The sequence below is a fragment of the Pandoraea oxalativorans genome (assembly GCF_000972785.3).
GTDB lineage: Bacteria > Pseudomonadota > Gammaproteobacteria > Burkholderiales > Burkholderiaceae > Pandoraea > Pandoraea oxalativorans.
Genome location: NZ_CP011519.2, coordinates 27,609 through 42,299 on the forward strand (window position 1 = coordinate 27,609; position 14,691 = coordinate 42,299).

The 14,691-nt window shown below is 64.0% G+C and carries 7 protein-coding genes and 7 pseudogenes; 8 read left to right on the forward strand and 6 right to left on the reverse strand.

The window, feature by feature from the left end:
• Window positions 1–27: 27 nt before the first annotated feature.
• Window positions 28–310, forward strand: a pseudogene (locus tag MB84_RS27595) (hypothetical protein); the annotation flags it as partial.
• 116 nt (window positions 311–426) lie between these two features.
• Here MB84_RS27595 and MB84_RS27600 read toward each other — a convergent pair.
• The 4 genes and pseudogenes from MB84_RS27600 to MB84_RS27610 form a co-directional block, all read right to left on the reverse strand.
• On the reverse strand, window positions 427–2,328 hold the full coding sequence (locus MB84_RS27600; RefSeq protein ID WP_169835099.1) for a soluble NSF attachment family protein: 1,902 nt from the start codon (window positions 2,326–2,328) through the stop codon (window positions 427–429).
• A 377-nt stretch (window positions 2,329–2,705) separates the two neighbouring features.
• Window positions 2,706–3,431 carry an IS6 family transposase gene (locus MB84_RS27605; RefSeq protein WP_052654745.1) on the reverse strand — a complete coding sequence of 242 codons (726 nt, stop codon included), beginning with the start codon at window positions 3,429–3,431 and terminating at the stop codon, window positions 2,706–2,708.
• 184 nt (window positions 3,432–3,615) lie between these two features.
• Window positions 3,616–3,882: pseudogene (locus MB84_RS31875) on the reverse strand (hypothetical protein); the annotation flags it as partial.
• The gene (locus MB84_RS27610; protein ID WP_052654746.1) at window positions 3,879–4,379 is read right to left on the reverse strand and encodes a transposase; all 501 of its coding nucleotides are present in this window, start codon (window positions 4,377–4,379) and stop codon (window positions 3,879–3,881) included. The pseudogene MB84_RS31875 and the gene MB84_RS27610, both read right to left, overlap by 4 nt.
• 119 nt (window positions 4,380–4,498) lie before the next feature.
• Here MB84_RS27610 and MB84_RS27615 point away from each other — a divergent pair, with 119 nt between their 5' ends.
• From MB84_RS27615 to MB84_RS27620, 3 genes and pseudogenes are all read left to right on the forward strand, one after another.
• Entirely contained in the window at window positions 4,499–5,206 is a 708-nt protein-coding gene (locus MB84_RS27615; RefSeq protein ID WP_052654747.1) for an IS6 family transposase, read from the forward strand.
• 257 nt (window positions 5,207–5,463) lie between these two features.
• Window positions 5,464–5,703: pseudogene (locus tag MB84_RS29620) on the forward strand (IS21 family transposase); the annotation flags it as partial.
• A 172-nt stretch (window positions 5,704–5,875) separates the two neighbouring features.
• A pseudogene (locus MB84_RS27620) lies at window positions 5,876–6,124 on the forward strand (IS21 family transposase); the annotation flags it as partial.
• Here MB84_RS27620 and MB84_RS27625 read toward each other — a convergent pair.
• Entirely contained in the window at window positions 6,116–8,602 is a 2,487-nt protein-coding gene (locus tag MB84_RS27625; RefSeq protein WP_084010165.1) for a hypothetical protein, read from the reverse strand. The pseudogene MB84_RS27620 and the gene MB84_RS27625 overlap by 9 nt on opposite strands.
• Here MB84_RS27625 and MB84_RS29625 point away from each other — a divergent pair.
• A pseudogene (locus tag MB84_RS29625) lies at window positions 8,594–8,908 on the forward strand (IS6 family transposase); the annotation flags it as partial. The gene MB84_RS27625 and the pseudogene MB84_RS29625 sit on opposite strands and share 9 nt — an antisense overlap.
• Window positions 8,909–8,987: 79 nt before the next feature.
• Here the strand turns inward: MB84_RS29625 and MB84_RS27630 are convergent.
• A complete protein-coding gene (locus MB84_RS27630; RefSeq protein WP_052654647.1) occupies window positions 8,988–9,689 on the reverse strand; it encodes an IS6 family transposase in 702 nt (233 codons plus the stop codon).
• 63 nt (window positions 9,690–9,752) lie between these two features.
• Here MB84_RS27630 and MB84_RS27635 point away from each other — a divergent pair.
• From MB84_RS27635 to MB84_RS27645, 3 genes and pseudogenes are all read left to right on the forward strand, one after another.
• Window positions 9,753–10,517 (forward strand): annotated as a pseudogene (locus MB84_RS27635) (IS256 family transposase); the annotation flags it as partial.
• Window positions 10,518–10,646: 129 nt separating this feature from the next.
• Complete coding sequence (locus MB84_RS27640) at window positions 10,647–14,042, forward strand: autotransporter family protein (protein WP_065225911.1); 3,396 nt, start codon at window positions 10,647–10,649, stop codon at window positions 14,040–14,042.
• Between the two features lie 121 nt (window positions 14,043–14,163).
• Window positions 14,164–14,325 (forward strand): annotated as a pseudogene (locus tag MB84_RS27645) (transposase); the annotation flags it as partial.
• Window positions 14,326–14,691: the final 366 nt, after the last annotated feature.

Consider the following 14,691-nt stretch of genomic DNA (forward strand, 5'->3'; position numbering starts at 1 on the left):
TGCGGCCAATAGTCCCAGCGTTTCCTCCTGCCATGCCAATTTCCGCCAATTGCGCAGACGCTGGCCGCCAGGATGGAGCAGGCGACCACGGACGTAGCCGGTAAGGCGTTTCTGGCCGCCCGGCTCAACTTTGAATCCGTTATCGACAAAAACGCTGCGAAGCTGACCGAGGCCGGCCGACACGCGGCGGCGCAGATCGGCAATCAGCTCAATCATTAATGCCGCGCAGCTCGTCGCGGTGAACCTCGCGCTTGAGCGTAAGGCGCGGCGGTTCGCGCTCGTCGCGGGGGCGGTAGGCGGATTCGTCGGGCCCGGCTGGCGGGCCTTTGGGGCGCGGACGGCATCGTCTCTTGCAATTGCCGCCTGGTCTTGTCGTCAACTAAACAACCTGACAATACCCTCCGGCTTACAGCCCCGAGAACGTGGTCAGAGATTTCGGCCGTATCTGGCTAAGTGAATATCTGCCCGCTGAGACATCTGTTTAGCCAACAAATCGAACTGCGTTCGCTCGCCGTCGTGTGCGGCCTGCGCACTCACCCGCCGGTAGACCTTTGCGGCCAGATCAAACCGATAAATTTCCTCGTAGGCGCGTACGGCCAGCTCAAACATCCCCCCTTTCTCGTAGAAATGCGCGGCCCGCCCGAAGTCATCAATCTCCACGTAGGCGTCTGCGGCCGCCTTGTACTCCCTCGCCCGTGCATAGAGACCGGCGGCGGTCAGAAAGGCGTCCACCTCATCGCGGGGCTGGTCTGCCCTCCTGAGGAGGAAGCCGAGCTTCCGGTAGGCATCTGCGGCCGAGAGAAGGTCATCCTTCTCCAGGTAGTCGCGGGCGGCCTTTGCGCAGGCATCTATGGCGAGCGAGTATACTTCCGCCCGCTTGTAAGCGGCCGCCGCCGCCGCGGGCAAATCCTCGTCCATGAAGGCTTCTGCGGCCATGATGAAGGCAGCAGCTGCCCCTGCGCTCTCCCCCGCTGCCTGGGAGGCGTATGCGGCCATCAGGTAGTAGGTCGCAGCCGACAGGGACTGACGAACGTCATTGCCGCCGAGGGCCGCCGACCGGTAGGCGGTGGCGGCCCGTGCATTGGCGCCTGAGGCCCACAAAGGCTCACCGAGTTCTGTGTGCAGGTCTGCCACGCTGCGCCAGGCGTCGCCGGCCAGGCCGGGCCTACCCGCCTGCTCGTTAGCCTCGGCGGCCTGCTGGTAAGCGGCTAACGCCTTCCCGGTCTCATGCGCCCGAGTGTAGGCCTGGGCGGCCCACAAGTAGGCGTCGGCGGCCAGCGCGGGCTCACCCAAGTCTGTGTAGAGCTTGGCGACGTGCAGGTAGGCGGCCGCCGCCAGCGCGTACCGCGACTCCGCCGGATGGGCGTCGGCGTCGACGCGGGTGGTGTGGGCGGCCTTCAGGTAGCTGTCGGCGGCCAGCCCAGGCTGCCTCAGGTCTGTGTAGACCTTGGCAACGCGCAGGTAGGCGTTGCCGGCCTGTCCGGGCCGCCCCGCCCACCGGTAGGCGTCGACGGCCTTCAGGCAGATGTCCACCGCCCTCAGAGGTTGATGCGTCTGGGTGTAGAGGTCGGCGGCCCGCAGGTAGGCGTCGCCGGCCAGACCGGGCGCACCCGCCAACAGGTAGCCGTGCGCGGCGTTCAGACAGGCGTCGGCGGCCTTCCGGCGGGCGTCCACCGCCTTCAGGGGCTGATCCGTCTGTGTGAAGAGGTCGGCGGCCTGCAGGCAGGCGTCGGCTACCTTCAGGGGCTGAAAAGCCCCCCGGTAGGCGTCGACGGCCTTCAGGCAGATGTCCACCGCCCTCAGAGGTTGATGCGTCTGGGTGTAGAGGTCGGCGGCCCGCAGGTAGGCGTCGCCGGCCAGACCGGGCTGGCCCGCCCGCGTGAAGAGGTCGGCGGCCTTCAGGTAGTCTGCGGCGGCCTGCGCACTGGCGTCTTCGGGCGTCTTGTCGATGCTTCTTGCCAACAGGGGGGTGCCGGCCCGCTGGAAGTACAGGTGGCCAGCCAGACCATACGCGTCGGCCTGCGCGAAGTATTGGCTGTCGGCGTGGGCGAAGTATCTGGAAAACGCGTTATCACCCTGAGGGTTCTCAAAGCTTTGCAGCAACGCCTCCTGCCCGGTGGGCGTGAGATGCACGGCCAGCGTCCTGAGGGCTTCGCCGCGGTCGGGCTCAATCCACTGCGTCGTCTGGTTCCCTTGTGCGGCGAAGTAACACAGTATCAGGGAGGCGAGCGAGCGCCCGACCCCCTCGGGATCCACGCCGTCAAAGGTCTCCGGGGGAAAGATCGTCAGCGCCGACGCCTGCAGACCCTCATGAGCGGCGTTGACCATTGCCTTGCGACCGAAGTCAACCGTAGCCAGTATGGCGCCAAGCGCCGCGGCGCACTCGCGCGGGACTTGACCGGCGTACCCAGTGGACGGGGTCGATGCCGTCGGGGGGAGCTGCGAAAAGTACATCGGAAAGCGCCTCGAACATACAGGAGCAAAACCCATAGATACCATCGTCAGCCGCGCTGGGCTTGCGGATTCTGACCAAAACATGTGGCAACGGAGAAGCGCGTGCGCGGGATCGGTGAAACCGGCATGGCGCGCATGGCCCCCATACGGGCAGAAAGCTCCGGATATGCGGCGGGCCGTAGCGCCCACCGTGTAGGGTTCTGTCGCGCTAACGAAGTTACGCCGAAGCGAAGCCAGGGGCACGTTGGTTTTTACGCGGCCAACGCATAGAATTGCTCAGCAGGGGAGGCACGGTGTCCCTCGGGGGCAAGCATCTGCCCCTTGCGAATCATGTGCATGGTCTCGATGCCGCCCAAGACGATGCGGGCACCACGGAAATTCTGGAAACCCAGCATCGGTCTGACGCGCCGTTTGATCGCGCGATGGTCCTGCTCCACGAGGTTGTCTAGGTACTTGTTCTGGCGGATTTCAATGGGTATCTCGCGCTGGGAGTTTAGCGCCTGCAGCGCGGCGCGGTTTGCCCCGCTTTTGTCAACGGTGACGGTCTTGGGCGTGCCCCGCCCGGCGATGGCTTTTTCGAAGAACCGGCGCGCGGCTGCGGTATCGCGGCGCGCGCATAGCAGAAAATCAATGGTGTGGCCCGCCTTGTCCACCGCCCGGTAGAGGTATTTCCACTGGCCTCTGACCCGAATATAGGTCTCGTCCATGCGCCAGTTGTCACCGACTGAGCGCAGGCGGCGACGTATCGCTTTCTCGAAAACCGGCAGCAACTTGATCACCCAGCGATGGATCGTCGAGTGATCTACCGCCACGCCTCGATCGGCCATCATTTCCTCCAGATCTCGCGAGCTCAGCGAATAGGCTACGTACCAGCGCACGCACTGCAACATAACCTCCAACGGGTAGTGCAACCGCTTCAGGACCTTGGCGATGCCTGCGGGCAAGGGCTTTCTCGGCGGTGTGGCTGCGCGCTTCATCGACTCGGTTCCCAGTGCTCGAAACCGTGGAGTCTACCTGACTACCCCTATTGCGACGGAACCGTTTGCTGCGGGCCTGGGCCGGCCGTTCCCGGCGCCGGTGGGCGAGTTGCTTCTCGGCCTTGAGCACCCGGTAGAAGGTCGACTCCGAGGCGATATAGCGTTGTTGGTCAGCCAGTCGCGGCACGATCTGGCTGGGCGGTAGATGACCAAATTCCGCCGAATTCGCCACCGCCATCACCTCGGCGCGCTCCTCGGCGCTGAGCTTATGGCGCGGCTCGTGGTGTCGTAACGTGCGCCTGTCCACCGCGTCGGGTGCACCGCCCCGCCAGCGCTCAACGGTGCGCGCGCTGAGCCCCACAATCTTGCACGCAGCCGCTTGACGGGCGCCGGCTAGGGTTGCCTCGTGAATAAGGCCAATCCATGCTTGGCGCTGCTCAGGCGAGGTCATTCGGCCTCGTCCCCGAGCAGCGCACGGTACTTTTTTTGCAGCACCAGGAGCGCCGCAGCCTCCGCCAGCGCCTTCTCCTTGCGCTTCAACTCGCGCTGCAATGCGACGTTGGTTTGCTTCAGATCGCGGACTTCTTGCGCGCTCTCGCGGCGACTCACGGCGGCCCCACCGGCACAAAAATCCGCGCGCCACTGCGCCAGATGATGCGCAAACAAACCACGCTCCCGGCACCAGCCATGCAAGGCTTCGTCGACCAGCCCGTGGCTCTCGTGCAAGGCCATCAACCGTTCCTCCAGCGACCAGTCTTCCGGTCGTCTTGTGTCTGCAGAGCCCGAGCTCCGGTTCGCGGCGGTGGCGCCTCTCATCCATTTCCTCAATGTCAGTACGTTGACGTTCAATTCATCAGCCACGCCGGCCACTGAGCGGCTTCCGCGCTGCAGGGCCTTCGACAGCGCTTGCTCCTTGAACTCAACAGAATACGTTCGTTTCGCTTTCATCCTGCACCTCTGACTTTACTTGATAAGAAAGTTTAGAGGCGACAACTATTCTGACGCCGGGGGCAACGTGCGCCGGCCGGACGGGTTCCAACCGGGTAATTTCGCCCGTCAGCTCCGCAATGTCGGCTTTCGTGGCGTCGGTCATCAGCCATGCCGTGCGTTGGTACTTCCGCTTTCAGCTCAGCTTGCGCGACATCGAAACGTTGCTATTCGAGCGTGGGGTGACGGTGAGCTACGAGACAATCCGCCGCTGGTGCGACAAGTTTGGCGCGGGCTTTGCCCACCGGGTCAAAGCGGCGCGCCGCAAGTCCGGTAGGACGTGGCACCTCGACGAGAGGTTCGTCAGCCTGCGTGGTGAACCCTACCTGCTGTGGCGCGCCGTCGACGCGCAGGGCGCGCAACTCGACATCCTGCTGCAGAAGCGGCGCGACAAGGCGGCCGCCAAACGGTTCTTCAAGCGCATGCTGCGCTCGAACCCGGTGCCGCACAAGATCGTGACCGATCCACTGCGCAGCTATCCGGCGGCGAAAGCCGACATCCCGGCGCTGGCCAATGTGAAGTATGGGTTCGTCAAAGCGGCGGCCCGTGTCAACAACCGCGCGGAGAACAGCCCTCAGCCCACACGGGAGCGCGAGCGGCGCATGCGGGGCTTTCGCGACCCGGCGCGCACGCAGACCTTCCTGTCAAGCTTCGGGCCAATCCGGCAGCACTTCGCACTCAAACGCCATTGGCTGCGCGCGAAGCTTTATCGCAAGCAGCTCGCGGTGCGCTTTGCTCAGTGGCGTGAATTCACCCACGTGACCCAAACTCCGTCCCATGCTTTTTGAGACCCGATAGACTCATACATTGGCTTCGACGAACCCCCGTAAGTTGACAACGCCCTTCTTCGAAGTCGGCGTCCGCCGCAATTTCCGCAAATACCGCGCGCCATACTTGTGCTTGGGACTATCTGGCGAGGCGTTTATACACGCTGTTCCACGGCCCGAAATCGGATGGCAGATCGCGCCACTGCCGGCTCGCGCCATCCACAGCACGGCCTCGAGAAACAAGCGATTGTCTGGCGCCGTTCGCCCCGGGTGATCTGGATTACGCCGCCGTGCATCGAGAGCTGCGTCGCAAAAGCGTGACGCTGCGACTGCTATGGGAAAAATACGTCGCGGCCCACCCGGGTCAGCGCACCTACCGCTACACCCAGTTCTGCCAGCGTTACCGGGACTGGGCCGAGACGCTTAAGCGCTCGATGCGCCAGCAGCACCAGGCCAGCGAGAAGCTGTTCGCCGACTTTGCCGGGCAAACTGTATCGATTCTTGCTCGCGAGGGCGGCGAACTGCGTATTTCGGATGAACGTGACCGGCGATTTCGGCAACGTGACCGGCCATGTCGGGAGCGTGACCGAGCGAGCCGGAAGGCAGGTTTGGCGTTGCGCATGACATCAATTACGCGGGCTATGCTCACCGGCTTTGACCGGAGGGAGCATGTCCGTGCACCGGATGAACATGCGCATGATCAAGGACGTTTTACGACTTAAATTCGACGGCGGCTTCTCGCACGATCGAATCGCCGCGTCGCTGGGCATTTCCAAGGGCGTGGTCACCAAGTACGTCGGACTGGCCGGTGCGGCCGAGCTGGACGGGGCGAGCGCCTGCGAGATGGACGAAGGCGAACTCGAGCGCAGACTGTTGGGCAAACCCTGCGGGCCGGCAGCCTACGCTCAGCCCGACTACGGACGCATCCAATCAGAGATCGGGGTCCATTCGGCCGAACTGGGCTGAGCCTTTGTCTGCCTGCCTGAACAGGTTCTTAGCCTGTCGAGCAGAGTGCTCTCGCGCCGAGCGGCGTTCCCTCGTCTCAGGCCCGTAGATGACCCGCTCACGCTGACTCGCTCGCCAAAAGGCGCCGGCAGCCTCCTCAGGCATATTCTCTTGCTCGAAGGCGTCTCCGACCATCGCATGCATATTCAATCGCGTGTAGCGGCTCACGGCATGCGGCAGCAGGCCAGCCTCCATGAAGGCGCTTGCGGCCAGCTCCTGCGCGCCCTCCCGGTCGTAGATCGCTGCAGCGGTGGCGAACACTTCAGCCACCTCGTCGCGGGGCCGACCGGCCTTCCTGAGTTGGAAACCGGCCTGGACAAACGCCTTTGCGGCCTGCGCGGGTTTCTCTGCCTGCAGGCAGGCGCGTGCGTGCTTCAGGTAGAGGTCTGCGGCTCGCGTGCGCTGCTTCGCTTTCGCGTACGCGTGGGCCGCCAGCTCGTCCTCACCCTCGCGCTGATAGATCTCTGCGGCTTCCAAGAAGGCTTTCGCCACCTCGTCGCGGGGCTGCCCCGCCTGCCTGAGGTGGAAGCCCACCCGGAAGTAGGCGTCTGCGGCCTGCAGGGGTTTTGCTTCCTTCAGGCAGGCGCTTGCGGCCTTCAGGCAGGCGCTTGCTGCCTCCGGATGCAGTTCCGCCAGCGCGTAGGCGTCTGCCGCCTTTGAGAACTCCTTAGCCCTATTAAAGGCGCGGGCAGCCTCCTGGTAGGCGTATATGGCCCACTTGTCCTGTTGCTCAGCCAGATCGGCGTCGGTTGCTCGCATGGTCTGCCCCGTCGCCGCATAGACGCGTGCGGCCATCAGGTCGCGGAGGGCGCCCGCCAGCGCATCAAAAGCGCCCGCGCTGGCTTTTGCGATCGTGTGATAGGCGGTGGCTGCCAGTTTATAGGCCTGTGCGGCCATGAGGTAGTGGCTGGCGGCGGCCAGTGAATCATTAGCGCCGGCGCTGGCCATTGCGGCCTCCCGGTAGGCGGTAGCCGCCAGTTCATAGGCCTGTGCGGCCTTCACAGGCTGACCCAGCTCTGCGCTGAAAATGTCGGCTTGGGACCGGCAAGCGTCGCCGGCCCGCGCGGGCTGGCCCGTCTCGGTGTAAGCGCGGGCGGCCTGCTGCCAGGCCTTCACCGCGCTTTTGGGCTGACGTCCCCGCACGTAGGCGACGGCGGCCGATGCGAAGCGCCCCTCATGGGTGTACAGCTCGGCGGCGCGCCGGTACGCGGCAACGGCCTGTGCGGGCCGATCCGAGCGCAGGTACGCGTCAGCGGCCTTCAGCCAGGCGTCCGCCGCCGCGAGGCGCTCATACGTGTGCGTGCAGATTTCGGCGGCCCGCGCGTAGACGTCGGCCGCCTGCGCGGGCGCCCCCGCCAGCAGGTAGCCGTTGGCGGCGGTCAAGGCGGCCGCGCTGGCCCGGCGCCGAGCGTCGGTGGCCGGCCCGGGCTGCCCCGCCTGCGTGTTGGCGGTGGCGACCAGTTCGTAAGCGTCGGCCGCCTTCAGCGGCTGATAAGACCGCAGGTAAGCGGCGGCGGCCTGCGTGGCGGCGTCGACAACCCGCTGCCAGGCCCCGGTGGCCAGCTCCGCCGCACCCGCCTGCTCATAGGCGCCAGCAGCCTGCCGATAGGCTTGCGCCGCCGCCCAGGCGCTTGGGGCGGCCTGCGCGGCGGCGTCTTCGGACGTCTTGCCGGTGCCCCCTGCGAATGGATGCGTGTCTGCCCATCGGTGGTGCAGGTGGCCGGCCAGACAATGCCTGTCGGCCGCGGCGAAGTATTTTGAAAACTCGTTGTCTTCTTGACCGTACTCAAGACTTCCCAGCAGCGCGTCTTGGCCGGTGGGCGTGAGACGGTCGGACAGCGTCCTGAGGGCGTCGTTCGCGCTAGACGCAATCCACTGCATCGGCTGATTGCGTTGCCCGGCCCCATGAGACAGGATCAGGGCGGCGAGGGCGCGCCCGACCCTGTCGGGGTCCACACCGTCAAAGCACGTGGCGGGAAAGAGCGCCAGCGCTTGCGTCTGGAGGCTCAGTTGCGCGGCGGCGACCGCTTGCGCATCGTTGAAGTCAAGCGCTGCGAGCACGGCAGAGATGGCGCTGTGAGCCTCTGCGAACCCGGCCGAGAAATCGACGCCGGGGCCGGACTTAGTGGGTGACATAGTCGGGAAGTGCATGGAAATGCGCCTCAGAGAAACAGCGAGAAAGCCAGTAGATACTACCGTCAGCGGCGCTGTGCTTGCGCAATCTGGCCAAAACGTGCGGCAATGAACACGCGGGGTCGCGTGATAGGTCAACCCGGTAGGGCTCTTCCGACGCAATACGCACAGAGCCCCCGGGGGTATTGCCAGGTTGATGAGCTGGAAGGTTCCGTCGCAATAGGGGTAGTCAGGTAGACTCCACGGTTTCGAGCACTGGGAACCCAGTCGATGAAGCATGCAGCCACACCGCCGAGAAAGCCCTTGCCCGCAGGCATCGCCAAGGTCCTGAAGCGGTTGCACTACCCGTTGGAGGTTATGTTGCAGTGCGTGCGCTGGTACGTAGCCTATTCGCTGAGCTCGCGAGATCTGGAGGAAATGATGGCCGAGCGAGGCGTGGCGGTGGACCACTCGACGATCCATCGCTGGGTGATCAAGTTGCTGCCGGTTTTCGAGAAAGCGATACGTCGCCGCCTGCGCCCAGTCGGTGAGAGCTGGCGCATGGACGAGACTTATATTCGGGTCAGAGGCCAGTGGAAATACCTCGGTTCTGTCGCGATAACGAAGTTGCGCGGAAGCGAAGCCAGGGGCGCGTTGGTTTTTACGCGGCCAGTGCATAGAATTGCTAAGCAGGGGACGCACGGCGTCCCTTTGGGGCAAACATCTGCCCTTTGCGAATCATGTGCATGGCCTCGATGCCGCCCAGGACGATGCGGGCACAACGGAAATTCTGGAAACCCAGCATCGGTCTGACGCGCCGTTTGATCGCGCGGTGGTCCTGCTCGACAAGGTTGTTCAGGTACTTGTTCTGGCGGATTTCGATGGGCGTCTCGCGCTGGGCGCCCAGCGCCTGCAGCGCGGCGCGGTTCGCCCCGCTTTTGTCAACGGTGACGGTCTTGGGCGTGCCCCGCCCGGCGATGGCTTTTTCGAAGAACCGGCGCGCGGCGGCGGTATCGCGGCGTGCGCATAGCAGAAAATCAATGGTGTGGCCCGCCTTGTCCACCGCCCGGTAGAGGTATTTCCACTGGCCTCTGACCCGAATATAAGTCTCGTCCATGCGCCAGCTCTCACCGACTGGGCGCAGGCGGCGACGTATCGCTTTCTCGAAAACCGGCAGCAACTTGATCACCCAGCGATGGATCGTCGAGTGGTCCACCGCCACGCCTCGCTCGGCCATCATTTCCTCCAGATCTCGCGAGCTCAGCGAATAGGCTACGTACCAGCGCACGCACTGCAACATAACCTCCAACGGGTAGTGCAACCGCTTCAGGACCTTGGCGATGCCTGCGGGCAAGGGCTTTCTCGGCGGTGTGGCTGCATGCTTCATCGACTGGGTTCCCAGTGCTCGAAACCGTGGAGTCTACCTGACTACCCCTATTGCGACGGAACCGAATTGAAGGCATTGCTCGAGCGGTATTCGAACGTAAAGACGCTGGACGGACGGCAGGCAGTCGTGCGCAATGGCTATCTGCCCGAGCGTGCCGTCGTCACGGCAATTGGACCCGTGGCCCTTCAGGTCCCGAAGGTCCGCGATCGCTCGGGATCGGGCGTGAAGTTCAATTCGAGCCTCGTGCCGCCGTATGTGCGCCGTTCGCCGCGGGTGTCGGCTGCGCTGCCGTGGCTCTATCTGCGCGGCGTCTCGACGGGCGACATAAGCGAAGCCCTGGGCATCATGCTGGGCGGCCAGGTCGGCGGCCTGTCGCCGAACGTGGTGAGTCGTCTGAAGGCGCAATGGGCCGACGAGCACGCTCAGTGGAACCGGCGGGACTTGTCCTCGGCACGTTGGGTGTACTGGCGGGCTGACGGCATAGACACCGGCGTGCGCAGCGACGATTCCGATGGCCAGTGCCTGCTGATGATCATCGGTGTCAAACCGGAGGGGACGAAAGAGCGCGTGGCGATCAGTGACGGCTATCGGGAGTCGAAGGCCTCGTGGAGCGAACTGCTACTCGAGCTGAAGAATCGCGGTCTGCCGTCAGGGCCGCGGCTGGCTTGCGGCGATGGTGCGACGGGATTCCGGGCAGCGATGGAAGAAGTGTTCACGCAGACGAAGCATCAGCGCTGTTGGTTTCACAAGTTGGGCAACGTGCTCAACGCGCTGCCGAAATCGCAGCAGGCTCGCGCCAAAAAGGTGATGCAAGTCATCTGGATGGCCCCACACGCGCTTGCGCAACCCCGGCGCGCCGCGACATCGATTTGTTCAGGACCGACTAAGTAAAATGGCATCCGGTAATTTCTGAAAATCGCCAGAGCGGGCGGCTGGGTTCAACACGGGGGTAAGGAAATGAAAAACATTCGAATGACATGCGTGGCGTTTGCGGCGCTGTGCCTGATGGCGCCGGCGGCTAACGCCGAGGAAACCGAATATATTGAAGATTCGCGCGGCCAGCCGTTTATCACGGCGCGCTTCCTGAGCCCGGCCGACGGCGCCTATCGCTGGAGTGAGTCGACGCCGACGGTGGCCGTTGCTTCTTCAGGCACGATTTCGGCGATTCAGCACGCGCAGACGATGGCGGCGTTGCGCTACTGGGGGGAGATCGTTCGGGTAATGCCAGGGCAAGGTCCCGCGATTATCAACATCGGCCTGATGAGCGATGACGGCGCGCACGCTGACAGCCCGTATGGCAGCAGCGGGACCGACCCGCAGACACTGGTGACGAAGGTGTTGATCGGCCACGGTCCGGTCAATCCTTCGCTCTTCGGCGCGCATGGCGAAATCTCCATCGGCACGATGAAGTTCTCCGCGGCCCCGTACATTCCGTCGCAATTGCCACTGAATACGGGGGCGGATGTGCCAGCGGTAATTTATCACGAAGTGGCGCACACGCTGGGCGTGGGCGCCAACCTGATTACCACCAGTGATCCGGTCAGCGGCACGTACGCCGCGAGTTTTCCCTCGGTACTCGACGACTGGTCGATCCATCTGCGCGATGATAATGGCAATGCCCCGTCGCCGGGGCAGGCAATCATCACTGCCGGCTCGACCTCGCCGGTGGCGGGCGGCTTCGATGTGCGTACCAATAAAGCTTACTTTACCGGCACAAACGTGAATGAAGTGCTCGACAACGCGATGAAGGGGCTCCCCGTCGAGGTGGATCCGAAAGACCCACCGTTCATGTCGCATATCGAGCTGAAGAACAGTCTGATGAGCCATCAGAACTACCGGAACTACACGGCGTTCATGGAGGCGGAACTGGCGGCACTGCAGGACTTGGGTTATGACATCGACCGGCGCAATTTTTTCGGTCGCTCGATCTATAACGATAACGTCACCACGGTCAACGACAGCCCGTTCTATGCCCGCAGTGCGGATGGCACGGCATATGTGTCAGGCGCCTATAACACCGCGACGCTCGGGCTGGGCCTGCATATTTACGGCAGCTACAACCACGTCACGCAGCGCGCCGATCTCCTGTCGGCGGGCGCGGGTAACGCCGGCATTCGTGTTGACGGGGCGGGCAATACGGTGACGATTTTGCCGGGCACGCGTGTCTATGCTGACGGTGCGTACGGGCGTGGCGTGATGTTCGCGTACGGCAAAGATCATACGTTCGTGCAGCGCGGCGACGTCCAGGCGCTCGGCGAGCACGGCATCGCCGCGAGCTTCGACTTCGGCCATAACATGCTGGGCGACGACACTGAATACCGGGGCTCCTATATTCGGAGGAATAACGCGGGGGCGTTGCCGATGCTGGCCGAGTTGGCGGGGCCGCTGGTCGGGCAGGTCGATGTGACCGGCCGGCTCGCCGGGCAATATGCCTCGCTCTATATGTCGGAGAGCGGTTACGTCGGACAGATCAACGTGATGCGCGGCGCTTCACTGTACGGCGACATTCTGTCGTCGTACGCGCAACGTGATAGCAGCAACGCTTGGCTTCTCACGCAGCTGAATTTTGGTCTGACGCCCGATGCGGCCGGGCGGGCGACCTCGCAGCCCGATGCGTCATTCAATCTGCGTTTTGACGGCAATATCGCCGGTCTCAACAATCTGTCGCTCTCGATGCTGGGCGGCACGACGCAGATCAACGGCGACCATCAGGTCTTCGATGTTTACGTCGCCAATGGCGCGACGCTCTCAGGCAACAGCCATTATCAGCTCAATACCGGCGGTGTGTTCACCAATGAGGGCACGGTGGCGCCGCTGCTCGCTGGGGAGTTCATCAGCATCGCCGGTGACTATGTACAGACTGGTACCGGTCGTCTGCTGGCTTCGGTGGGGAGCAACGGCAACTTCAGCCGCCTGATCGTGGCGGGCCACGCGATGCTTGACGGTACACTGGCGATTGCGCCGCAACGTGGCTGGTACGCAAACGGCTTCAGTGTGAGCTCGGACCAGTGGCTGAATGCAACGAGCCTGACGGGCGCGTTCGCGTTGGTGACGACGACGCTCGCCTCACCGACGGTTAACGCCACTGCGACGGCACTGGACGCGAACACCTATCGCGTGGCGATTTCGCGGGCGGCGAACGCCTATGCGCAGTACGGCGTGGACGGTAATACGCGCCAGGTGGGCGCCGCGCTCGACAGGATCACGGGCAGTGGAGGTAGTGCAGGCAGCGCGGGAGCCGATATGCAGCCGCTGTTTGCGGCGCTCGACTTCTCGGCGGCAGACGGCAGCGCGATTGCGCCGGCGTTAAAGCAGCTCTCTCCTGTAGCGTATGGCGCGATGTTTGCGGGCGCTCTGGTGCGTGAGCGGCAGATGACGAATCTGGTCTCAGCGGCAGTGAACGCCGGCATGTCGTCCGCGCGCGATGCCGGCGGTGATGGTGATAGCGGCGGTAGTGACGAGGTACCCACCCGCCCGCTTGCCAGCAACTGGCGCACCTTCGCGATGCCGTTTGGCAGCAGCTACTGGCGCACTCAGAGCGGCAGTACAGTGGGCGCAGGTGGCTCAAGCGGCAACAGCTACGGTGTTGTCTTTGGGATGGAAAAAGTGACCGGAGAGGATCGCGAGTGGACCATCGGTGCACACGGGGCGATCAGCGGTCAGTCGACACGACTCGACAGCGCAACGCCGGCCACCGGCAAGACCACAGCGGTTGATCTCGGCGTGCATGCCCGGTATGCCCCGGATCTGACGAGCGGCCCGCAGGCGTTTGCACTGGCACGCGTGGGTGTCGAAGACGGCCGCATGGATCGCACGATCGCGGTGAACGGTTACACGGCCACGCCGCGCGGCACCTGGACGGGGGCGACGGTCTCGGGCACGCTCGGTGGCGGCTGGCGCTGGCCACTGACGAGTGCGGTGAGTGCGGGGCCGGTTGCGGCGCTCGATTACACGATGGTGTATCGGCCGTCGCTGACCGAGTCCAATGCGAGTGGCGTGAATCTGACGCTGGGTGACAAGACGTTTAATTCGCTGCGCTCGCGCGTGGGCGGTGAGGTGCGCGTTGCGCTGCCGCTGGCGGCGGGCAATACGCTCGTCGCGAACGTGCAGGCGACGTGGAATCACGAGCTGACGGACGGCTCGCTCACGCAAAGCGCGTCGTTTGCCGGCAATCCGTCAGCGAACTTCACCACGCGCAGTGAGGTGGTGGGACGCGACAGCCTTGGGTTGCAGGCGGGCCTGTCGTACCAGGTAGGTCAGCGCTTGGCGCTGGGTGCGGCGCTGTCGACCAATCTCTACAAGGCAGGCAATGCGGATATCGCCGGCTCGGTGTCGGCGGCGTGGAAGTTTTGAGTGGCCGATGGGTGTCAAACCGGGCAGGCCGGTATATGGTGGTGTGAGAGGAGAACGGCCGCAAATGCTGGTGGAACTGTCGTTGCCGACGTCGCAGCCGATGTCAGTTTTCGCAGAACCTGCCCGCGTCGAGCATGTGTTCGCCAGTCTGGCGCAGATGGGCGGCAAGGCCCTGCGTAGCATCGGCCTGGCACGGGCGACGCTGCGTCTGCACTGGAAAGCCGCCACGTACAACCTGCGGCGCCTGTGCTCGCTCAAGCAGGCGGGTCCCCGGCCATTCTGAGGCCCCAAATGGGCTTGGAGCGGCCCAAAGCGGCCCGCGGCGGGAGCCAAGAGGCGAAAAAATCGCCCCACCAACCTCGCGTAGCTCGCAAATGCGCTTAAGCTTGGCCCCATCACCGCGAGTTTAGAACACACGCCGGTAATTCGAGGTGCCCTATAGCCGCACTGCGTAGCTGATGATGTCGGGCGGAAAACGGTAGCCTTTGAATGAGATCGCGACCTCGCTCGAGCGCGCGGGGCTGACTGAGGTTTTTTTCATGCCGCATTCTATCCTCCCCCGCCTAACAACCTGACAATACCCCTCGACCGACTCGTCCATCAGGCTCACAAGCTGCCGTTGAAGGGCGAAACGATGCGAAAGTCCAAC

Bases quoted from the DNA above. Each gene is read 5' to 3' on its own strand.
- MB84_RS27600 (WP_169835099.1), bottom strand. From the start codon at position 2,328: ATGGTCAACGCCGCTCATGAGGGTCTGCAGGCGTCGGCGCTGACGATC.
- MB84_RS27605 (WP_052654745.1), bottom strand. From the start codon at position 3,431: ATGAAGCGCGCAGCCACACCGCCGAGAAAGCCCTTGCCCGCAGGCATC.
- MB84_RS27610 (WP_052654746.1), bottom strand. From the start codon at position 4,379: ATGAAAGCGAAACGAACGTATTCTGTTGAGTTCAAGGAGCAAGCGCTG.
- MB84_RS27615 (WP_052654747.1), top strand. From the start codon at position 4,499: ATGTCGGCTTTCGTGGCGTCGGTCATCAGCCATGCCGTGCGTTGGTAC.
- MB84_RS27625 (WP_084010165.1), bottom strand. From the start codon at position 8,602: ATGCTTCATCGACTGGGTTCCCAGTGCTCGAAACCGTGGAGTCTACCT.
- MB84_RS27630 (WP_052654647.1), bottom strand. From the start codon at position 9,689: ATGAAGCATGCAGCCACACCGCCGAGAAAGCCCTTGCCCGCAGGCATC.
- MB84_RS27640 (WP_065225911.1), top strand. From the start codon at position 10,647: ATGAAAAACATTCGAATGACATGCGTGGCGTTTGCGGCGCTGTGCCTG.